Genomic DNA, 19,943 nt, shown 5'->3' on the forward strand with positions numbered 1-19,943 from the left:
CGGGTCATGAGGGGATCTCGGTCCAGGTCGAGCGGTCGCCGGCGCTGCGCTCGACGGCGTCGAGCACGCGCTGCACCTGCAGACCGTCGGCGAACGACGGCGCCGGGTCGGTGTTCTCGGCGATCGCGGTCACCAGGTCGACCACCTGGTGCGTGAAGCCGTGCTCGTAGCCCAGCCCGTGCCCGGCCGGCCACCACGCGGCGACGTAGGGGTGCTCGGGCTCGGTGACGATGACCCGGCGGAAGCCGGCGGTCTCCGCGGGCTCGCTGCCGTCGAAGAACTCCAGGACGTTCATGTCCTCGAAGTCGAAGGCCAGGCTGCCGGCCGAGCCGTTGATCTCGATGCGGATGCCGTTCTTGCGGCCCAGGGCGAACCGGGTCGCCTCGAAGACGCCCAGCGCCCCGCCGGTGAACCGGCCGAGGAAGACGGCGGCGTCGTCCACGGTGACCGTGCCGGTCCCCTCCCCGCCGACGCCGGACAGCGACCCGGCCGAGGCGGGCAGCGGGCGCTCCGTCACGAACGTCTCCAGCATCGCGCTGACACCGGTCAGCTGCTGGCCGGTGATGTACTGCGTCAGGTCGACGATGTGCGCCCCGATGTCGCCGAGCGCACCCGAGCCGGCCTTGTCCTTCTCCAGCCGCCACGACATCGGCGCGGCGGGGTCGGCGATCCAGTCCTGCAGGTACTGCGCGCGCACGTGCCGGATGTCGCCCAGCCGGCCGTCGGCGACCAGCTTTCGGGCCAGCGCGATCGCGGGCACCCGGCGGTAGGTGAAGCCGACCATCGAGCGCACCCCGCGGGTCGCGGCCTTCGCGGCGGCCTCGGCCATCGCCTCGGCCTCGGCGACCGAATTGGCCAGCGGCTTCTCGCAGAGCACGTGCTTGCCGGCCTCGAGGGCGGCGATGGCGATCTCGGCGTGGGTGTCGCCGGGCGTGCAGACGTCGACCAGGTCGACGTCGTCGCGCTCGATCACGCGGTGCCAGTCGGTCTCGGTGGACGACCAGCCGAGCGTGCCGGCGGCTGCGGCCACGCGCGCGGCGTCGCGGCCGGCCAGCACGGTCAGCTCCGGGTGGAGCGGCAGGTCGAAGAAGTGGGGGGCGGTCCGCCAGGCCTGCGAGTGGGCGGCGCCCATGAAGGCGTAGCCGATCAGGCCCACCCGGAGGGGCGGCCGGTCGGGGGATGTCATCGCTGCTCCTCAGGAGGTGGAGCCGCCGGGTGACGCAGACCGTCACCCGGCGACTCCGGGATCACTCGGTCAGGACCGGAACGCGTTGTCGATGAACTGGTCGACGTTGTCGGCGGTCACGACCGGCGCGTCGAGGACGATGCGCCGCGGGACCCCCTGGGAGGTCAGGTCCGACAGGTTCTTGCCCTGTGCCACCAGACGCGCGAGCTTGATGCCGTCCGCCGCCTGGGTGTGCGGGTAGATGACGGTGGCCTGGAGCACCGAGTCCCCGGACTGGATCTCCTCCATCGCGTTCGCCGAACCGGCCCCGCCGACCATGATGAACTCGTCGCGGCCGGCGTTGTTGATCGCGGCGAGCACGCCGACACCCTGGTCGTCGTCGTGGTTCCAGATGGCGTCGATCTGCGGCGCGGCCTGCAGCAGGTTGGCCGTGACCTCCTCGCCGGACTCGACGGTGAACTCCGCCGCGACCCGGTTGTCGACGTCGAGACCGCACTCCGCCAGCGCGTCCGCGAAGCCCTGGCTGCGGTCCTGGGTGAGCGGCAGCGAGTCGATGCCGGCGATCTCCGCGACGACCGCGTCCGGGTTGTCACCCACCTGCTCGCAGATGTACGTGCCGGCGGAGACGCCCATGCCGTAGTTGTCGCCGAGGATCGTGGCCCGCGAGGCGGCCGGGTCGTTGAACTCGCGGTCGACGTTGATGACCGGGATGCCCGCCTCCATCGCCTGCAGGGCCACGGGGGTCAGGGCCGCGCCGTCGAAGGGCAGCAGCACGATCGCGTCGACCCCGTCGTTGATGAAGGTCTCGACCTGGCTGATCTGAGCGCTGACGTCGTTGGTGCCCTCCGCGACCCGGAGCTCGACGTCCTCGTAGTTCTCGGCCTCGGCACGGGCGGCCTCGGTGATGCCGGCCATCCAGCCGTGGTCGGCCGCGGGGGCCGAGAAGCCGATCACGACGGTGTCACCGGTGTCGTCGTTGGAGCTCGCGGCGTTGTTGGCGCCGCCGCCCCCGGAACCTTCGTTCTCGGGCTCGTTGCTCGTGCACCCGGCGACGAGGGCGCCGGCGCCCACGAGCGCGACCGCCGACGTCATCAGGCGGCGGTAGGGGCGCTGCCTCGCTGCAGACATGTGTTCTCTCCTCGGGTCTGGCACTCCCGGCGGGAGCCGGGACGACTGGTGGGTAGGGGTGGTGCGGTCGTGCGGGTCGGACGTGCGGGTCAGGTGGTGGTGCCGCCGGGGCGGTCGCCGCCGGGGGCGCCGGGCACGGCGGAACCACCGGACACGGCGCCGGACGGCGCCCCGGTGGGACCGCCCTCGCCGCTGGACGTCGGGGAGCTGCGCCCGCCCAGCCAGGGGAAGCCGCCACGGCCCTCGGCCAGGCGCATCTGCAGCAGGACGGCGAGCACGATGATGACGCCGGTGGCGACGGCCTGTGCCGAGCTCGACAGGTTGTTGAGCGTGAAGACGTTGCGCAGGGTCTGGAAGATCAGGACACCGAAGACGGTGCCGACGATCGTGCCGCGGCCACCGATGAGCAGCGTGCCGCCGATGACCACCGCGGCGATGGCGTCCAGCTCGTAGAGCGTCCCGTGGGTCGAGCTGCCGGTCGTCGTCCTGGCCATGATCATGACCGCGGCGATCCCGCAGGTGAGCCCGGACAGCACGTACAGCTTCAGGGTGTGCCGCTGCACGCGGATGCCGGCGAGGCGGGCGGCCTCGGCGTTCCCGCCGACGGCGAAGGTGTGGCGGCCGAAGGTGGTCCGGTTCAGCAGGACCCAGCCGGCCAGCGACACCAGGGCCCAGATGATGACCAGGGTGGGGACGCCCAGGACGTCGCCGGAGAAGAAGGACAGGAAGTCGCGGTCCTGGACGATCTGGGTGCGCCGGTTGGCGATGATCTCGGCCAGCCCTCGGGCGGAGACGAGCATGGCCAGGGTGGCGATGAAGGCGACCAGCCGGCCGTAGGCGATCACGATGCCGTTCACCAGCCCCGCCCCGGCGCCCACCACGAGAGCGGTGAACACCATGACGATCCAGTGGAAGTCCTCGGCCATCGCCTGCGTCGCCAGCGTCGTCGCCCAGACCGACGACAGCGCGACCAGGGCCCCGACCGACAGGTCGATGCCGCCGCCGATGATCACGAAGGTCATCCCGATGCTGACCACGCCGATGACGGCCGCCAGCCGCAGGATGGTCAGGACGTTGTCGATGTCGGCGAAGCGATCCCCGGCGGTGATCAGGCCCACCGCGCACAGGATGGCGAGGCCGACCACGAGGCCGAGGTTGCGGCCGATGGGTCCGGCCATGATGCCGCCCCCGCCGCTCCCCCCGTCGTTGGTGGCGGAGCCGGGCGACGTGCCCGCCGCCGCCCCGGTCGTCGCGGTGGTACTGCCGGTCATGCCACGTCCCCTTCGTGCCGGGTTGCGCTGTGCTGGGTGGATCCGATGAGCGGGGCTCCCTGGTGGCCGGTGCCCTCCATGACCAGGTCGAGCACGCGGTGCTCGTCGAGGGCGCCGGCCGGCTCGGAGGCGAGCACCCGGCCGTCGGCCACGACGAGGACGCGGTCGGCGAGGCCGAGCACCTCGGGGATCTCGCTGGAGACCACGACGACGGCGACACCCCTCTCGGCCAGGTCGCGGACCAGCGCGTAGATCTCCGAGCGCGCGCCGACGTCGACGCCGCGCGTGGGCTCGTCGAGCAACAGCACCCGGCACTCGCGCAGCAGCCACCGGGCGAGGACGACCTTCTGCTGGTTGCCGCCGGACAGGGTGCGCACCTCGCGGTCGACGTCCTGCGGTCGCACGTCCAGCGCGGCGACCTGCTCGCGTGCGGCGGCCCGCTCCGAACCGCGGGCGACGAAGCCACCGCGGGCGAAGCGCGCCAGGCTGGCGATGCTGATGTTGCGCGTCACCGACTCGCCGAGCAGCAGGCCCTGGCTCTTCCGCTCCTCGGGCGCCAGGCCGACGCCGGCGGCGACGGCGGCCGCCACGCTGCCGGACCGCAGCTTCCGACCACCCACGCGCACGCTGCCGGTGGTCGACCTGCGTGCTCCGTAGATGGTCTCGAGGATCTCCGAGCGGCCCGAGCCGACGAGCCCGGCCAACCCGACGACCTCGCCGGGGCGGACCGAGAAGGAGACGTCTTCGAAGGTGCCGAGCAGGGCGAGGTCCTCGACTTCGAGGAGTGGCTCCGCCTCGGGCACGGGGCGCCGCTCGGGGAAGACGTACTCGATGTCACGGCCGGTCATGAGCTCGATGACCTGGCGGGTCGGGGTCTCCCCCACCGGCAGGCCGGTGGCCACGGTGCGGCCGTCCTTGAGGACGGTGATCCGGTCACCGATCTGGCGGATCTCCTCGAGCCGGTGGGAGATGTAGACGACGGCGACGTCCTGTGAGGTGAGCTCGCGGATGACGTGGAAGAGCCGGTCGACCTCTTCGTTGTCCAGGACGGCGGACGGCTCGTCCATGATGATCAGCTTGGCGTCCTGCGACAGGGCGCGGGCCATGCTGACCATCTGCTGCGAGGCCGCGGACAGCGAGGCCACCTCGGCCGTCGGCCGGATCTCCGGGTGGCCCAGCCGGGTCAGCAGTGCGGCGGCCTCCCGGTTGGCGGCGGCCGGCCGGGCCAGGCCGAAGCGCGCCCGCTCGCGGCCGAGGAAGATGTTGTCGGCGACGGTCAGGCCGGGAACCAGATCGAGCTCCTGGTAGATCGTCGCGATCCCGAGCCGCATGGCCGCCTGCGGGTTGCCGAGCGAGACCCGCTCACCCCGCCAGGTGATCGTGCCCTCGTCGGGCTGGTGGGCACCGGCCAGCACCTTGATCAGCGTCGACTTGCCGGCGCCGTTCTGGCCGAGCAGGCAGTGCACCTCGCCGGACCGGACGTCCAGGTCGACCCCGCCGAGGGCGCGGACACCGGGGAACGTCTTGACGATCCCGCGCATCTCCAGCAGCGGGGCCGTCACGGGCACACACCCGTCGGAAGGTCGCTCACATCATCACCCGGGACTTTTGCTCATCGTTGACCATTAGTCGGTGCAGGCGAGAACATATGTCGGGCGTCACAACTAATCAAGGGCCTGCGCCGTCGGTTACCGGATCGAGACGTGCGGGTGGCCCTGTCGGGCCGAGTGGCTCCGAAGGGGCCGCGCAGGCGCGACGCAGCGGCTCAGTGCGAGAGGGGGACTGCTCCTGGCCGCGGTGCGGTCCGCACGACCGCGGTGGTGTCGCGCAGGGCTTCCACGACGGAGTCCTCGTCCAGGAACTCCTCGATCGCCATGAGGGCGGCGCCCACGCGGCCGGAGCGGTCGGGTGCGTCGCTGACGGTGATGTCGAGGGCCCGGGCGGCCAGCGGCATCGATCGCCGGTAGACCGCCTCGCGGATGCCCGCGAGCAGCGGGACGCCGGCGCGGGCCACCCCGCCGGTCATGACGATCCGGTGCGGGTTGAAGAAGTTCACCAGCGCGGCGAGCACGGTGCCGATGGTGCGGCCGGCGTTGCGCACCAGCTCGAGCGCGGCGCCGTCGCCCTGCGCCGCGAGCTCGACGACCGCGCGCACGCTGTCGACCGGGAGCCCCGCGGCGACGGCGTCGCGGAGCAGGGCACCTCCCCCGGCGATCGCCTCGAGGCAGTTCTCCTGGCCGCAGCGGCAGGTCACCGTGCGGCCGTCGGGCTGGGCGACGTGGATGTGCCCGATGTCGCCGGCACTGCCCTGCGCACCCCGGTACACCTGCCCGTCGACGATGACCCCGCAGCCGATGCCGGTCCCCACCTTGACGACGAGCAGGTCCTGCGAGGATCCGGCGACACCGATCTCGCCCAGCGCCATCACGTTCACGTCGTTGTCGACGTAGACGGGGCACTCGTAGCGCCCGAACGCGCTCGGGACCGGATAGTCGTGCCAGCCCGGCATGATCGGCGGGTGCGACGGGCGTCCCGTCGAGAACTCCACGGGCCCGGGGACGCCGACCCCGACCGCGCACACGTCGGCCGGCGTGAGGCCGGCCTCCCCCAGCACCTGCTGGGCCAGCCGGTCGACCTCGGCGAGCACGGGGCCGGGACCGTCGGCGATGTCGATCGGGTGACCGATCGTGGCGAGGATCTGGGCCGACAGATCGGTGACCGCGACGTCGACGCTGGTGGCTCCCATGTCGACGGCCAGCACGCACCCGGCGCGGCTGTTGAACCGGAGCAGCGTCGGCGGGCGGCCGCCGGTGCTCCAGCCCCGGCCGCCCTCCTCGAGGAGGTTGGCGGCGATCAGCTGGTCCACCCGGGCGCTCACCGTGTTCCGGGAGGCACCGGTCAGCGCGACGAGCTCGGCCCGGCTGCGCGCACGACCGGTCCGCACGTGCCGGAGCAGCGCGCCGGCCGAGGCAGAGGTGTGCGCCACGCCGCCATAGTGGCACGCGGGGAGTCCGGCCCCGGCCCGTCCGCCCGGGCGATCACCTCTCCGGGGTGCGCGGCAGCGGGACGGTTGACCGGCGGGCCGGTGGGCACTGACCTCCCGACCGAGCAGCTGGTTGAGCTCTGGACGAGCACCCCCGACGAACGAGCGAGGTACCCCATGGGCCTGCCCATCACCCTGTCCGAGATCGCCCCGCGGATCTCCGCCGGCGCCTTCATCCTCAACAGCGGGCTCGGCAAGCGCGGCGCCGACGAGGAGGCCGCCGCCGGCATGCACGGCTTCGCCGCCGGCACCTACCCGTTCCTCAAGTCGATCCCGCCGCAGCAGTTCGCGCAGGGCCTCGCGACCGCGGAGATCGTCGTCGGGGGCCTGCTCCTCACCCCGTTCGTGCCCACCTTCGTCGCCGGCGCGACCCTGACCGCCTTCTCCGGCGGGCTGCTCGGCCTCTACCTGAAGACGCCGGGCATGCGGAAGCCGGGCAGCCTCGCGCCGACCGAGCAGGGCCTCGCCATCGCCAAGGACAGCTGGCTGCTCGGCATCGGCATCGGGCTCATGACCCGAGGCCTGATCGAGCGCCGCCCCCGCGTCACCGTCAAGAAGGCGAACAAGCTGGCGAGGAAGCAGGCGAAGCAGGCCGCACGCGAGGCCCGCCGCGCTGCGACGTGAGCGCCGCGGCGGCCTAGGGTCGACCACGTGGACGACGTCGCGCTCGGGCTGCAGGTCGCCCTCGTGCTCGTCGGGGTCCCGGCCGCCTGGGCGTGGCTCGGCCGCCGGGCCCGCCGGCGCGGGCTCGGCGGCTCCGTCATGGCGCCGCTGGAGGAGATCTGGGACCCGGTCACCCACCGCACGAACATCGAGGTGCAGGTGCAGGCCGAGCAGGCCGCACCCGCTCCGGGGGTCGCACCCCGCCGGTGAGGGCGGTCAGCCGGCAGGCAGGTGGACGGTGGTGACCAGCCGACGACGCCGTCCGCCGCCCGGGCGGTTGCCCGTGCGTACGCTCAGCACCTCCCGCAGGTCGGCGGCCAGCTCGTCGAACTCCTCGTCGGTGACCCACACGGCCGCCTGCCGGTAGCCGACGCGGTCCGCGGCCGGGTCCGGCCGCGCGCCGTCCGCAGCGGCACGGGCGACGTACCTGTCGAAGTCGGCCAGCAGCCCGGCGACGAAGACCGCGAAGGCGCGCCGGTGCTCGTCGGCCGTCATCGCGGCCGCGTCCTCGGGCCCGACGGACGCGGCCGCGAGGTCCAGCCGGTAGCTGCGCTCGGCCGCGCCCCGCACCTTGCGCTCGCCCACCACCACCAGGACGCCCGCGTCGGCCAGGACGCCGACCTGGCGGTAGAGCGTCGCCTGCGGGACGTCGGGCAGCTCCGCGTGCAGCTCGGCGACGGTCAGCGTGCGGTCGCCCAGGAACGCCTGGACGAGGCGCAGCCGCACCGGGTGCAGCAGCAGCACACCGCTCGGCACACGGCCTCCTTACCGTTCTCACAATTGACAACGTTCTCGTGTCCGAGAATAGTGAAGGCATGGCCACCGTGCAACTGACGCCCACCACCGTGACCGTCCGTCTCACCCGGGCGGAGAAGTTCTGGGGCCTCCTCCGCGACGTCCGGTTCGACCGCGCCGCCGTCCGGGAGGCCGACGTCGTGCAGGACCCCCTCTCCGCCGCACGCGGGCTCCGCGCACCCGGTCTCGCCCTGCCCGGCCGGCGGAAGATCGGCACGTGGCGACGACGCGGGGAGCGGAGCCTCGTGTCCGTGCGCCGGGGCGTGCCCGCCGTCCGGCTGCGGCTGGACGGCGCTCGCTACGACACGGTGCTGATCAGCACCGACGACGCGGCCGCGCTCGCCGGCGCCCTCGCCTGACGTGCAGGAGCTCCCCCTGCGGGTGCCCGGCGACCACCCGCTGAACGGCACGCTCACGCTGCCGGCCGGCCGGCTGCCCGCCCCGGCGGTGCTCATCGCCTCGGGCTCGGGCCCGCTCGACCGCGACTCGGACCACCGGCGCGCCCGCTTCGGCGTCGCCCGCCAGCTGGCGCACGCCCTCGCGGCCGGCGGCCTCGCCTCGTTCCGCTACGACAAGCGCGGCGTCGGCGAGAGCCCCGGGAACTGGCGAGCCGTCGGCCTGTTCGACAACGTCGACGACCTCGGCCGCGCCCGCGACGCGCTGGCCTCCCGCGACGAGGTGGACGCCGACCGCATCCTCCTGGCCGGCCACAGCGAGGGCGCGATCCTCGCAGCCGCGCTGGCCGGTCGCGGCGCGCCGACGGCGGGCCTCGTGCTGCTCTCGATGTCGGCCACGCGCGGCGACGACCTGCTGCTGTGGCAGGCGCGCCACATCGCGCCCACGCTCCCGGCGCCCGTCCGCGGGCTGCTCCGGTTGCTCCGGGTGGACCTGACGGCGCGCGTCGCCGCCAACCACGACCGCATCCGCGCGACCACCACCGACGTCGCCCGCATCGGCGGTGCCCGGATCAACGCCCGCTGGCACCGCGAGTTCCTGGCGCACGACCCGCGCGAGGACCTGCGCCGGATCACCGTCCCGGTCCTCGCGCTGACCGGCGACAAGGACCTGCAGGTCGATCCCGCCGACCTCCCCGTCATCGAGGCGACGGCCCTCGGGCCGGTCACGACGGTGCTCGCCCCCGACGTCACGCACACCCTGCGCACCCAGCCGAGACCGCCCTCCCTGAGCGCCTACAAGGAGGAGATCCGCCGGCCGGTGAACCAGGACGTGCTGGCAGCCGTGGTCACGTGGTGTCGGGAGGTCACCGGCCTCACCTGAACACCCGAGGAGGTCCGCCGTGCCGCACCGGCTCCGCTCCGCCCCCGCCCACCGGCTGGCCGCCGGCGCCGCCGCGCTGCTGCTCGCCGCCGGCCTCGCCTCGTGCGGCGGCTCCGACGACGACGCCGCAGCCGGGTCGTCGTCGCCGGCGGGCTCGACCACCGAGGAGGCGCCGTCGCCGGCCGGCGAGCCGACGAGCCCCGCCCCCACCTCGTCGTCCGAGCAGGAGAGCGAGGCGGTGACGGTCACCGCGGTCGACTTCGGCCTCGAGCTCGACGAGGACAGCGTCACCGCGGGCCAGGTGGAGTTCACCCTTGTCAACGACGGCAGCTCCACGCACGACCTGGTGGTCGAGCGCGACGGGCAGGACGTGGCTGCGGCCGACGCCGTCGACCCGGGCCGGACGTCGACGGTCACGGTGACCCTCGAGCCCGGCGAGTACGTCCTCTACTGCTCCATCGCCAACCACCGGGCGATGGGCATGGAGACCACCATCCGTGTCTCGTGAACGAGGTCAGCCGATGATCGCGCCGTCGGTCCCCGATCGCCGCCCGGCCACCGGTCTCCTATGGGTCCTGCGCCTCGCCGGTGCGGCACTGCTCGCCGCGATGGGCTGGATCCACCTCGACCTCTGGACCGACGGCTACCGGACCATCGACGTGATCGGGCCGGCGTTCCTGCTGAACACGATCGCGGGCTTCGGCCTGGCGGTCCTGCTGCTGGTGACCCCGCGCACACTGCTCCCCTGGGTGGCCGGCACGGGGGCGCTCACCGCCGCCGGCACGCTGGCCGGCCTCCTGCTCGCCACCACCGTGGGGCTCTTCGGCTTCACCGAGTCGACGGCGGCGCGGCTGTGGTGGGAGTCGTTCTGGGTGGAGACGGCCGCCCTCGTCGTGCTGGCCGCCCTCGCCGTCCTCGGCCGGGGACGGCGGCGCGGCTGACCGGGGTGGGAGGGCCCTGCGCCCGGCCCCTCCCACCCCGGTCAGGTGCTCAGCGGACGCCGAGCAGGTGCTCCATCGCGAGCTGGTCGAGCCGCTCGAACTGCAGGCCCCGCTCCCCCAGCGCCTGCGGGTCGAAGGACTCGGCGCGCAGGTCCTCCAGCGACTCGCCCTCGCCCAGCGTGGGGATGGCGAGCTCGGCCACGCGCGCGGCCTCGAGTGCCTCGGCGACCTCCGCGTCGGCCCGGAACGCCCGCACCTTGTCGCGCAGGATCAGGTAGTTGCGCATGCATGCGCGCGCGGTCTCCCAGACGCCCTCGACGTCCTCGGTGCGCGGCGGCTTGTAGTCGAAGTGGACGTAGCCGTCGTAGGCCTTGCCGGTGCCGGCGCCGAGCATGGCGTCGACGGTCCAGAACGCGCCCCGCAGGTTGCCGGCGCCGAAGCGGAGGTCCTGGTCGAAGCGCGGCCCGTGCTGGCCGTTGAGGTCGATGTGGAACAGCTTGTCGTGCCACAGCGCCTGCGAGATGCCCTGGGCGAAGTTCAGCCCGGCCATCTCCTCGTGGCCGACCTCGGGGTTGAGACCGACGCGGTCGGGCTCCTCGAGCTCGTTGATGAAGGCGATGGCGTGCCCGATGCTCGGCAGCAGGATGTCGCCGCGGGGCTCGTTGGGCTTGGGCTCCAGCGCGAAGCGGATGTCGTAGCCCTTGTCGCGCACGTAGGCGCAGAACAGGTCCAGGCCCTCCTTGTAGCGGTCGAGGGCCGCGGCGACGTCCTTGCTGCCGCCGGACTCCGCCCCCTCGCGCCCGCCCCACAGGACGTAGGTCTTCGCGCCCAGCTCGGCGGCCAGGTCGATGTTGCGGAGCACCTTGGCGATCGCGTAGCGACGGACCTGGCGGTCGTTGGCGGTCAGGCCGCCGTCCTTGAACACGGGGGCGCCGAAGAGGTTGGTGGTCGCCATCTCGACGCCCAGTCCGGTCTCGTCCAGGGCCTGCCGGAACCGCTTCAGCGTCTCCTCGCGGGTCGCGTCGTCGGGCACGAGGTCGTCGTCGTGGAACGTGACGGCGGCGGCACCGAGCTCGGCGAGCTTGTGCACGGTCTCGACCGGGTCCAGCGCCGGCCGGACGGCCCCGCCGAAGACGTCGACGCCCTGCCAGCCCACCGTCCAGAGGCCGAAGCTGAACTTGTCGTCCTTGGCGGGGGTGTAGTCGGTCATGCGGGTGTTCTCCGTCCGGATCGATCGATGGGGTGGTGCGGGAGGTCAGGAACGGGCGGCCGGCGCGGGTGACGCGTCGCCGGCGACGAGGGTCGGGTCGTCGAAGACGGCCTCGAGTGCGACGTGGGCTCCGCCGCGGACCGCGGCGGTGAAGCCGAGGGTGGAGAGGACGACGCGCGCGCCGGCCAGGTCGGGGCCGAACACCCGCGCGCGCAGGACGGCGGCCATCGGCTCCAGGAAGAAGCGGCCCAGGACGGCGAAGTAGCCGCCGAGCAGCACGACCTGCGGGTTGAAGACGTTGATGAGGACGGCGGCGCCGTGGCCCAGCTGCGTGCCGACCTGCTCGAGCGCCGCCAGGGCGCGGCGGTCGCCGGCGTCGGCGCGCGCGGCGATCTCCGCCAGCCGGGTCTCGAGGTCGCGGGTGTGGTCGTGCACCGGGTCGTCGGGGTCGGCGGCCGCCCGGAGCAGCGCGGTCAGGCCGACGACGGTCTCCCAGCAGCCGCGGCGCCCGCACCCGCACACGAGGTCGGGATCGCCCAGGGCGGTGTGCCCGACCTCGCCGGAGAGCCCACCGGCACCGCGCAGCAGGCGGCCGTCGACGATCAGCCCGCCACCGACACCGACCTCACCGGTCAGGTAGACGAGGTCGGGTGTGCGGGCCTCCGGGCCCATCGCCCACTCGGCGATGGCGGAGAGGTTGGCGTCGTTCTCGACCCGGATGGCGCAGTCGAGGCCCACCCGGTCGCGCAGCCCGTCGAGGACCGCCACGTCGCGCCAGCCGATGTTGGGCGCGTAGGTCGCCACGCCGTCGACGCTGCGCACCAGGCCGGGGACCGCGACGGTGATGCCCACGGGGACCGCGCCGTGCCCGGCCGAGGCGCTGGTCCCCTCCTTGACCAACCGGGCGACCTCGTCGAGGGTGCCCTCGGCGCCGAGGTCGTGGACGTCGACGGCGACCCGGTCCTCGAAGAGCACCTCGCCGCGCAGGTCGAGCACGAGGATGGCGATGTAGTCGACGTTGAGCTCCACGCCGATGCCGCAGACCCCTCGTCCGTCCAGGTGGACGATCAGCCCGGGCCGGCCGACGGAGCCGGCGCGGTCGACGTCGCCGGTCGTGATCAGCCGCCGGTCGGCGAGCTCGGCCACGAGGCTGGAGACGGTGGCCTTGTTCAGCCCGGTCTCCTGCGCGATGCGGGCGCGGGACCGGGGGCCGGCGTCGCGGAGGTGCCGCAGGACGAGGCCGAGGTTGCTGCGCCGGACGGTCGCCTGGTCGGCGGGGGCGTGGCGGCGGGTGGCGCCGTCGTAGAGCCGCCGTTCCTCGAACACAGCCGTCCCACCCCCTCGATCGCCTCGTCGCGACCATTTGTCGGTTGCGTCAACAAATTAGGCGTGCGTCCGCGATGTGGTCAAGGTCGCACGCCGTCGTCATCCAACTGTGATGGGTTCGCGATGGCCACCGTCGCCTCGCCCTCTGCGGCCGGGATCACCCGACCGTGGTTACAGTCCCGCCCGTGACCTCCCCCTCCGGCGGCCCCCGATGACCGCGGGCCGCACCCTCGTGGCCGGCGTCGACACCTCCACCCAGGCGTGCAAGGTCGTCGTCCGCGACGCCGCGACCGGCGAGCTGGTGCGCTCCGGACGTGCTCCGCACCCGGACGGCACCGCCGTCGACCCGCGGGCGTGGGAGCAGGCGTTCCGCGAGGCGGCCGAGGCGGCCGGCGGCCTGGGCGACGTGGCGGGCCTGTCGGTGGGCGGGCAGCAGCACGGCATGGTCTGCCTCGACGAGGACGGCGAGGTCGTCCGCGACGCGCTGCTGTGGAACGACGTCCGGTCCGCCGGTGCCGCCGCCGACCTGATCCGCGAGCTCGGGGACGGCGACGACGCCACCGGCCGGCAGGCCTGGGCCGACGCGGTCGGGGTGGTGCCGGTGGCCTCCTTCACCGCGACCAAGCTGCGCTGGCTGGCCGACGCCGAGCCCGGCAACGCCGACCGCACCGCCGCCGTCTGCCTCCCCCACGACTGGCTGACCTGGCGCCTGGCGACCGAGCGCGGGCTGGCCGACCTGGCCACCGACCGGGGCGACGCCAGCGGCACCGCCTACTGGTCGGCCCGCAGCGGCGAGTACCGGTTCGACCTGCTGGAGCTGGCCATGCGCGGCCGCCGTCCGGCCGTCCCCCGGGTGGCCGGGCCGGCCGAGCAGGTCGGCGTGCTGGACGGGACGTCGGCCGCGCTCGGCCCGGGCACCGGGGACAACGCCGCCGCGGCGCTGGGGCTGGCGGCCCGCCCCGGCGACGTCGTCGTCTCGATCGGGACCTCCGGGGTGGTCTCCGCGGTGACCACCACCGCCGTCGCCGACGTGACGGGGACGGTGGCCGGGTTCGCCGACGCCACGGGCCACCACCTGCCGCTGGTCGCCACCCTGAACGCCGCACGGGTGCTCGACGCGGCCGCCGCGATGCTGGGAGTCGACCACGCCACCCTCTCCGACCTCGCCCTGTCCGCCCCCTCGGGCGCCGACGGGCTGGTGCTCGTCCCCTACCTGGAGGGCGAGCGGACGCCGAACCTCCCGCACGCCACCGGCGCCGTCCACGGCCTCACGCTGCGGACCGCGACGCCGGCCCACCTGGCCCGCGCCGCCGTCGAGGGTCTGCTGTGCGGGCTCGCCGACGGCATCGAGGCGGTCGTGGCGCAGGGCGTCGCGGTCGAGCGGGTGCTGCTCGTCGGCGGCGCCGCCCGCTCCCCCGCCGTCCAGCAGCTGGCCCCCGGCATCTTCGGGCGCCCCGTCCTGGTCCCGCCGCCCGGCGAGTACGTCGCCGACGGCGCGGCCCGGCAGGCCGCGTGGGTCCTGTCCGGCGAGGCCGCGCCCCCCGAGTGGGCGCAGCCGGGGCTGCAGGAGTTCGACGCCGAGCCCGCCACCGCGGTGCGCGAGCGGTACGCCGAGGTGCGCACCCGCACGGACGGCCAGCCCTAGAGACAGGTGCTCACCGCGCGGGCCACCGCGGCGGGGTGGGTCTGCGGCGTCATGTGCGCGGCGCCGGGCACCTCGACCAGCCGGCCCCGGGGTGCGGCCGCCGCCAGCCGGGTGGCCCAGTCGTGCGGGCAGAGCCGGTCACGGGTGCCGCGGACGACGACCACCGGCACGGCGACGTCGCGCAGCCGCCGGTCGGTGTCGTCGCGGGCCGTCACCCGCCACAGCGCGCGCATGGCCCGCGGTCCGGTGCACCACCACTGCGCCAGGACGCGCGGCACCTGCCACCACGGCTCGCGCGCGACCGTGCGCACCCACCGCCCGATCAGGCCGCGCGCGGACCGGAGCCGCGGGTCGGTCGTCGGACCCAGCAGCACCACGGCCCGCACCCGGGGGTCGCGGGCCGCGACGGCGACCACGTGGCAGCCCTGCGAGTGCCCGACGAGGACCACGGGACCCGGGCCGAGCCCGCCCAGCAGCCGCTCGGCGAGCTCCTCCAGCGGCGGAACGGGTTCCGGCAGCCCCATCCCGGGTAGCCGCACCACAGTGCCCGGTACCAGCCGGCGGAGTTCGGCCGACGAGCGTTCGTCCAGGCCCAGACCGGGCACCAGGACCACGGAGACGGAAGAGGTGCCCACCAGCGGGTGTTCTACCGGTCGGTAGGACGACGCGCGAACCGCCGGGCCGCACGGGAAAGTGTGGCGGGGATCGCGCGGGGCCGCCCGAGGGCCGGACGAGCCGGAGTGGAAGGATATTCGTCATGACGACATCACCAGCGCGAGTTCCCGCCGACAGCGCGACCCCGGGCGGTCGGCCGCGTGTCGTCATCGTCGGCTCCGGGTTCGGCGGGCTCTTCGCCGCCCAGCGGCTCCGCCGGGCTGATGTCGACATCACGCTGATCGGCAAGACCAGCCACCACTTGTTCCAGCCGCTGCTCTACCAGGTCGCCACGGGCATCCTCTCCGAGGGCGAGATCGCCCCCGCCACCCGCGAGATCCTGCGCCGCCAGGAGAACGCGCGCGTGGTGCTGGGCGAGGTCACCGACATCGACCTCGCCGCCCGGACCGTCACCTCGACGGTGCTGGGCCGCACCAGCGTGCACCCCTACGACGAGCTGATCGTCGCGGCCGGGGCCGGGCAGTCGTACTTCGGCAACGACAGGTTCGCCGAGTTCGCCCCCGGCATGAAGAGCATCGACGACGCCCTCGAGCTGCGCGGCCGCATCTTCGGCGCCTTCGAGCTCGCCGAACTGGCCACCGAGCAGGCCGAGATCGACCGGCTGATGACCTTCGTGGTCGTCGGCGCCGGCCCGACCGGGGTGGAGATGGCCGGCCAGATCGCCGAGCTCGCCCACCGCACGCTGAAGAAGGACTTCCGCAACATCGACCCGCGGACGGCTCGGATCATCCTGCTCGACGCCGCGCCCATGGTGCTGCCCTCGTTCGGGGAGCGCCTGGGCGGGCGGGCGCGCCGGCAGCTCAACGACATGGGCGTCGAGGTCCAGCTCGGCGCCATGGTCACCGACGTCGACGAGAACGGCCTGGAGATCAAGGACTCCGACGGGGAGGTCCGCCGGATCAACGCCGCGACCAAGATCTGGGCCGCCGGCGTGCAGGCCTCCCCCCTGGCACGCCAGCTCGGCGAGCAGTCCGGCGCCGAGGTCGACCGCGCCGGCCGCGTCGCGGTGCTCCCCGACCTGACCCTGCCCGGCCACCCCGAGGTGCACGTGGTCGGCGACATGATGAGCCTGGACAAGCTCCCGGGCGTCGCCCAGGTCGCCATCCAGGGCGGCCGGTACGCCGCCGACGCGATCAAGCGGCGGCTCGCCGGCAAGCCGGCGGCCGAGCCCTTCCACTACTTCGACAAGGGCTCGATGGCGACGATCTCGAGGTTCTCGGCGGTCGCCGACATCGGGAAGTTCAAGTTCGGCGGGTTCATCGCCTGGGTGCTGTGGCTCGTCGTCCACCTCATGTACATCGTGGGCTTCAAGAGCCGGGTGACGACGGTCTTCCACTGGCTGATCAGCTTCCTGGGCCGCGGCCGCTCGCAGCGGGTGGCCACCCAGCAGCAGGTCTTCGGCAGGCTCGCGCTGGAGAACCTGGGCCCGGACTTCGAGGCCTCGAAGACCGGCGGACCCAAGGCCTCCCCCGGCGACGAGGACCTGACCGGCCGCGAGTCCGCCTAGCGGTTCTCCAGCGCGGTGCCCTCCCGGACGATCCGGGCGGCCACCTCGCGCCAGTCACCGGTCTGCAGCCAGGTCCTGCGCTGCCGCGAGGACGACGGCCCCCGTTCGAAGAGCCGCTCCACCATGTCGACGACGACATCCCACTCGTCGTGGTCGCGGAGGTCGTCCTGCAGCTCGGCCAGGAGCCGCCGCACGGCCACGCGAGCGGGCACGAGGTCGCCGCGCACCGGGTCGAACAGGCCGCCGTCCAGGCCGTGCCGGGCCGCCCGCCAGCGCGCCGCCCGCAGCAGCTCGGGTCGAGGCCGAGGGCACGGCGCGCCCCGCCCGGCCCGCTCGGCGAGCACCCGCACCAGCGACCGGGCGAGGGCCGCGTGCAGCACGACGTCGTCGACCTCGGTGCAGACGTCGGCCAGCCGGAACTCCAGCGTGGGCAGGTGGCTGGAGGGCCGCAGGTCCCAGTACAGGTGCGAGGCGTCGGCGATGACGCCGGAGGTGACCAGGCCGGCGACCACCTCGCGGAACCGCTCGGCGCTGCCGAGGTGCTCCGGCGGACCGGTGTTGGGCCAGCGCGACCACCACACCGTCCGGTAGCTGTGGTGCCCGGTGTCGACGCCGTCGTGGAACGGCGAGCTGCCGGTCATGGCGAGGAGCACCGAGAGGTATGGGCGGGCCCGGTCCATCACCGCGACGGCGGTCTCCAGGTCGGGCACGCCGACGTGCACGTGGCAGCCGACGATGTCCTGCTGCTCGGCCAGCCCGGCCCAGCGGTCGACCATCGCCTGGTAGCGCGGCGCCGGGGTGATGTCCTGCTGCTGCCAGCTGTCGAACGGGTGCGTCGACGCGGGGAGGATCCGCACCCCGGCCCGCGCGGCCGCCCCGGCCGCCTCGGCGCGGGTGGTGACCAGCTCCGCGCGCAGCTCCGACAGACCGGTGCAGATCCCCGTCGCCGACTCCAGCTGCGTGGTGGTGATCTCGGCGTGCAGGTGCGGACCCGACTCGCCCCGGAGCACCGCGTCGGCCAGCGCGGGGCTGCGGGTCAGCCGGTAGGTCCGCGGGTCGACGAGGTGGAACTCCTCCTCGACGCCGAACGTGCTGCCGGCCGGCGGGAGGGCCGCCGTTCCCGCGGCGCCCGGTGCCGCGGCAGTGACGGCCTGGTCCACACGCGCTCCCGTGCCGCGAGGCGACGCCGTCGTCGCCGGCCTGCCCGGCCGAGGGGGCGGCTGGCACCCAGCCGCGCTGCCGACGGTAGGGCCTCGCGAGCCGGGCCGCACCCTCCTCAGGGTTCGGCGAACCAGGCGAAGCCGTGCGCGGGCAGCAGCAGCCGGCCCTCCTCCACGCCCAGCGGCCCGTCGCTGCTGAGCACCTCCCGGAAGGTGCCGAAGCCGGTCACCGCGTCCGCGTCGATCCGCGCGGCCGTCGCGCCGAAGTTGGCGACGGCGACGAACGTCCCGCCGCGCGGGTGCCGGCGCCGCCAGGCCAGCACCGCGTCGTCCCCGACGTCGAGGACCTCGGACTCCACTCCCCCGCGCAGCGCCACCAGGGAGCGGCGGGCGGCACCCAGCCGCACGAACCAGCCGAAGACCCGGCCCTCCAGGGTCGCCGGGTCCGCCCGCCGTCCGGCTGCGGCCCAGTCCATCGGCGGCCGGTGCAGCCACCGGTTGTCCGGCGCCCGCTCGGCGTCGGCCAGGTAGCCGCGGTCGTTGCGCAGCGCCAGCTCGTCCCCCATGTAGAGCAGCGGGATGCCCCCGTAGGCGTAGGCCACCGAGTACAGGAGGACCAGCCGCCGGACGCCGGCGTCGAGTGCCGCCCGGTCGTCCCGCTCGAGGGCGTCCTCGATCCCGCACAGCGAGGCCGCCGAGCCGGAGATCCGCGCGTCGCCGGTCGCCTCGTTCTCCTGGAAGAGCTCCCCGCGGGCGAACGACCCCGGGAAGCGGCCGCTGAAGAAGTCGTTGAGGAACCGCCGGTGGCCGGACCCGCTGACCCCCACGGCGGCGGCGTCCACGTCGCTGACCGCCCAGCCGATGTCGTCGTGCCCCCGGACGTAGGTCACCCACGAGGTGCTCGGCGGGATGGGCCGCATCCGATCCAGCGCCGACCTGGCCAGCCGGGCGTCCCCGGTCGCGAGGCTGCTCCACAGCAGCACCATGAGCTGGTTGTGGTACGCCAGCTCGCACTCGGGGCGGTACCTGTCGTGCCCGCCGAGGTAGGGCACGAGGTCCTCCGGGGAGACGATCGCCTCCGCCTTGAACACCACGCCCGGCGCGGCCAGCCGGGTGAGCGCGTGCATCAGCTGCAGGAGCGTGTGTCCCTCCGGCTGGTTCTGGCAGCTGGTGCCCAGCCGCTTCCACATGAACGGGACGGCGTCCATGCGGAAGACGTCGACCCCCCGGTTGGCCAGCCAGGAGATCTCGCCGAGCATCGCCAGCGTCACCTCGGGGTTGGTGTAGTCGAGGTCCCACTGGTAGGGCCAGAACGTCGTCCACACCCAGCCGCCGGCACCGCCGCACGCCTCGGGCACCCAGCTGAACGAGCCGGGGGCGCGGTCGGGGAAGACCTCCGGGATGGTCGCGTCGTAGGCGTCGGGCATCCGGCGGTCGGGGAACGCGGTGTAGAAGCCGGCGTAGGCGAGGTCGCCGGCCAGCCAGCCCTGCGCCCACGCGTGCTCGCGGGCGGTGTGGTTGAGGACCAGGTCGATGCACAGGCTCATGTCCCGCTCGTGCAGGGCGCGGGCGACGTCCTCGAGGTCGGCCATGGTGCCCAGCCGCGGATCGACGGCGCGGTAGTCGGCGACCGCGTAGCCGCCGTCGTTCTCCCCCGGCCGGGGCTGCAGGAGCGGCATGAGGTGCAGGTAGGTGGTGCCGAGCTCGGCCAGGTGGTCCAGCCGCCCGGGCAGCGCGTCGAGCGTGCCGCAGAACCTGTCGACGTAGCAGACGTAGCCCTGCATCCGGGCCCGCTGGAACCACCCGGGATCGATCTCGCGACGGCGGTCGAGGCGGCGCAGGTCGGGCGGCCGTTCGGCAGCGGCGGCGAGGGCGAGGCGCAGCGCCCGCGCGAAGAGCGCGTCGGCGTCCTCCCCGTAGAGGACGGCGAGCGGCTCGTGCAGGTCGACGAGCGCGACGTCGACCCTGGTCAGGAAGGCGTCGGCCTCGTCGGCGCCCAGGGCAGCCGTGGCCTCGTCGGCGAGCACGGGCCGCAGGCGCCGCCAGGCGTTCTCGGCGGCCCGCCGGCGCGCGGCATCCGATGCGGTCACGGCCGGCCTCCGCGCGTCATCGGCC

19 protein-coding genes are annotated in these 19,943 nt (G+C 74.1%); 8 read left to right on the plus strand and 11 right to left on the minus strand.

Features of this window, described 5'->3' with window-relative positions; genetic code table 11:
- Positions 1–4: 4 nt before the first annotated feature.
- The 5 genes from DCS98_RS19005 to DCS98_RS19025 all read right to left on the minus strand — a co-directional run bounded on the left by DCS98_RS19005 (position 5) and on the right by DCS98_RS19025 (position 6,571).
- On the minus strand, positions 5–1,186 hold the full coding sequence (locus DCS98_RS19005; protein ID WP_116452966.1) for a Gfo/Idh/MocA family protein: 1,182 nt from the start codon (positions 1,184–1,186) through the stop codon (positions 5–7).
- Between the two features lie 69 nt (positions 1,187–1,255).
- A complete protein-coding gene (locus DCS98_RS19010; protein WP_116452967.1) occupies positions 1,256–2,314 on the minus strand; it encodes a substrate-binding domain-containing protein in 1,059 nt (352 codons plus the stop codon).
- A gap of 89 nt (positions 2,315–2,403) precedes the next feature.
- The gene (locus DCS98_RS19015; RefSeq protein ID WP_116452968.1) at positions 2,404–3,585 is read right to left on the minus strand and encodes an ABC transporter permease; all 1,182 of its coding nucleotides are present in this window, start codon (positions 3,583–3,585) and stop codon (positions 2,404–2,406) included.
- Entirely contained in the window at positions 3,582–5,147 is a 1,566-nt protein-coding gene (locus DCS98_RS19020) for a sugar ABC transporter ATP-binding protein (protein ID WP_241038388.1), read from the minus strand. The genes DCS98_RS19015 and DCS98_RS19020 overlap by 4 nt, the downstream gene beginning before the upstream one ends.
- A 203-nt stretch (positions 5,148–5,350) precedes the next feature.
- Positions 5,351–6,571 carry an ROK family protein gene (locus DCS98_RS19025; RefSeq protein ID WP_241038391.1) on the minus strand — a complete coding sequence of 407 codons (1,221 nt, stop codon included), beginning with the start codon at positions 6,569–6,571 and terminating at the stop codon, positions 5,351–5,353.
- A 174-nt stretch (positions 6,572–6,745) separates the two neighbouring features.
- Here DCS98_RS19025 and DCS98_RS19030 point away from each other — a divergent pair, with 174 nt between their 5' ends.
- Positions 6,746–7,252 (plus strand): hypothetical protein, encoded by a 507-nt coding sequence (locus tag DCS98_RS19030; protein ID WP_116452969.1) that lies wholly within the window; start codon positions 6,746–6,748, stop codon positions 7,250–7,252.
- 27 nt (positions 7,253–7,279) lie between these two features.
- Positions 7,280–7,501 carry a hypothetical protein gene (locus tag DCS98_RS19035; RefSeq protein ID WP_116452970.1) on the plus strand — a complete coding sequence of 74 codons (222 nt, stop codon included), beginning with the start codon at positions 7,280–7,282 and terminating at the stop codon, positions 7,499–7,501.
- A gap of 6 nt (positions 7,502–7,507) precedes the next feature.
- On the opposite strand, the gene DCS98_RS19040 is transcribed toward DCS98_RS19035, so the two are convergent.
- Positions 7,508–8,047, minus strand: coding sequence for a helix-turn-helix domain-containing protein (locus DCS98_RS19040; RefSeq protein ID WP_116452971.1), 540 nt, complete (start codon positions 8,045–8,047; stop codon positions 7,508–7,510).
- A gap of 59 nt (positions 8,048–8,106) precedes the next feature.
- Here DCS98_RS19040 and DCS98_RS19045 point away from each other — a divergent pair, with 59 nt between their 5' ends.
- From DCS98_RS19045 to DCS98_RS19060, 4 genes are read left to right on the plus strand one after another with little or no spacing between them, the layout of a single operon-like run.
- Complete coding sequence (locus tag DCS98_RS19045; protein ID WP_116452972.1) at positions 8,107–8,445, plus strand: hypothetical protein; 339 nt, start codon at positions 8,107–8,109, stop codon at positions 8,443–8,445.
- Between the two features lies 1 nt (position 8,446).
- Positions 8,447–9,364, plus strand: coding sequence for an alpha/beta hydrolase family protein (locus DCS98_RS19050; protein WP_116452973.1), 918 nt, complete (start codon positions 8,447–8,449; stop codon positions 9,362–9,364).
- A gap of 19 nt (positions 9,365–9,383) precedes the next feature.
- Positions 9,384–9,872 carry a cupredoxin domain-containing protein gene (locus DCS98_RS19055; protein WP_116452974.1) on the plus strand — a complete coding sequence of 163 codons (489 nt, stop codon included), beginning with the start codon at positions 9,384–9,386 and terminating at the stop codon, positions 9,870–9,872.
- Positions 9,873–9,885: 13 nt separating this feature from the next.
- The gene (locus DCS98_RS19060) at positions 9,886–10,305 is read left to right on the plus strand and encodes a hypothetical protein (RefSeq protein ID WP_116452975.1); all 420 of its coding nucleotides are present in this window, start codon (positions 9,886–9,888) and stop codon (positions 10,303–10,305) included.
- A gap of 49 nt (positions 10,306–10,354) precedes the next feature.
- Here DCS98_RS19060 and xylA read toward each other — a convergent pair whose 3' ends face one another.
- Positions 10,355–11,515, minus strand: coding sequence for a xylose isomerase (gene xylA / locus DCS98_RS19065; protein ID WP_116452976.1), 1,161 nt, complete (start codon positions 11,513–11,515; stop codon positions 10,355–10,357).
- 45 nt (positions 11,516–11,560) lie between these two features.
- Entirely contained in the window at positions 11,561–12,841 is a 1,281-nt protein-coding gene (locus DCS98_RS19070) for an ROK family transcriptional regulator (RefSeq protein ID WP_116452977.1), read from the minus strand.
- A gap of 211 nt (positions 12,842–13,052) precedes the next feature.
- Between DCS98_RS19070 and DCS98_RS19075 the strand changes: the two genes are divergently transcribed.
- On the plus strand, positions 13,053–14,486 hold the full coding sequence (locus DCS98_RS19075) for a xylulokinase (protein ID WP_116452978.1): 1,434 nt from the start codon (positions 13,053–13,055) through the stop codon (positions 14,484–14,486).
- Here DCS98_RS19075 and DCS98_RS19080 read toward each other — a convergent pair.
- The gene (locus DCS98_RS19080; RefSeq protein WP_164704658.1) at positions 14,483–15,121 is read right to left on the minus strand and encodes an alpha/beta fold hydrolase; all 639 of its coding nucleotides are present in this window, start codon (positions 15,119–15,121) and stop codon (positions 14,483–14,485) included. The genes DCS98_RS19075 and DCS98_RS19080 overlap by 4 nt on opposite strands.
- Positions 15,122–15,243: 122 nt before the next feature.
- On the opposite strand from DCS98_RS19080, the gene DCS98_RS19085 reads away from it, so the two are divergent.
- Positions 15,244–16,668 carry an NAD(P)/FAD-dependent oxidoreductase gene (locus tag DCS98_RS19085; protein WP_116452980.1) on the plus strand — a complete coding sequence of 475 codons (1,425 nt, stop codon included), beginning with the start codon at positions 15,244–15,246 and terminating at the stop codon, positions 16,666–16,668.
- Here DCS98_RS19085 and DCS98_RS19090 read toward each other — a convergent pair.
- Together DCS98_RS19090 and DCS98_RS19095 are read right to left on the minus strand one after the other, a co-directional pair.
- The gene (locus tag DCS98_RS19090) at positions 16,665–17,828 is read right to left on the minus strand and encodes a carboxylate-amine ligase (protein WP_164704659.1); all 1,164 of its coding nucleotides are present in this window, start codon (positions 17,826–17,828) and stop codon (positions 16,665–16,667) included. The two genes, DCS98_RS19085 and DCS98_RS19090, sit on opposite strands and share 4 nt — an antisense overlap.
- Before the next feature lie 116 nt (positions 17,829–17,944).
- Positions 17,945–19,918, minus strand: a complete 1,974-nt coding sequence (locus tag DCS98_RS19095; RefSeq protein ID WP_116452982.1) for an amylosucrase — start codon at positions 19,916–19,918, stop codon at positions 17,945–17,947.
- Positions 19,919–19,943: the final 25 nt, after the last annotated feature.

The organism is Blastococcus litoris (assembly GCF_003075095.1).
Classification (GTDB): domain Bacteria; phylum Actinomycetota; class Actinomycetes; order Mycobacteriales; family Geodermatophilaceae; genus Blastococcus_B; species Blastococcus_B litoris.

What these genes read in the sequence shown, in the direction of transcription:
- DCS98_RS19005 (WP_116452966.1), bottom strand. Translation starts at nt 1,186, where the DNA reads ATGACATCCCCCGACCGGCCGCCCCTCCGGGTGGGCCTGATCGGCTAC.
- DCS98_RS19010 (WP_116452967.1), bottom strand. Translation starts at nt 2,314, where the DNA reads ATGTCTGCAGCGAGGCAGCGCCCCTACCGCCGCCTGATGACGTCGGCG.
- DCS98_RS19015 (WP_116452968.1), bottom strand. Translation starts at nt 3,585, where the DNA reads ATGACCGGCAGTACCACCGCGACGACCGGGGCGGCGGCGGGCACGTCG.
- DCS98_RS19030 (WP_116452969.1), top strand. Translation starts at nt 6,746, where the DNA reads ATGGGCCTGCCCATCACCCTGTCCGAGATCGCCCCGCGGATCTCCGCC.
- DCS98_RS19045 (WP_116452972.1), top strand. Translation starts at nt 8,107, where the DNA reads ATGGCCACCGTGCAACTGACGCCCACCACCGTGACCGTCCGTCTCACC.
- DCS98_RS19060 (WP_116452975.1), top strand. Translation starts at nt 9,886, where the DNA reads ATGATCGCGCCGTCGGTCCCCGATCGCCGCCCGGCCACCGGTCTCCTA.
- xylA (WP_116452976.1), bottom strand. Translation starts at nt 11,515, where the DNA reads ATGACCGACTACACCCCCGCCAAGGACGACAAGTTCAGCTTCGGCCTC.
- DCS98_RS19075 (WP_116452978.1), top strand. Translation starts at nt 13,053, where the DNA reads ATGACCGCGGGCCGCACCCTCGTGGCCGGCGTCGACACCTCCACCCAG.
- DCS98_RS19085 (WP_116452980.1), top strand. Translation starts at nt 15,244, where the DNA reads ATGACGACATCACCAGCGCGAGTTCCCGCCGACAGCGCGACCCCGGGC.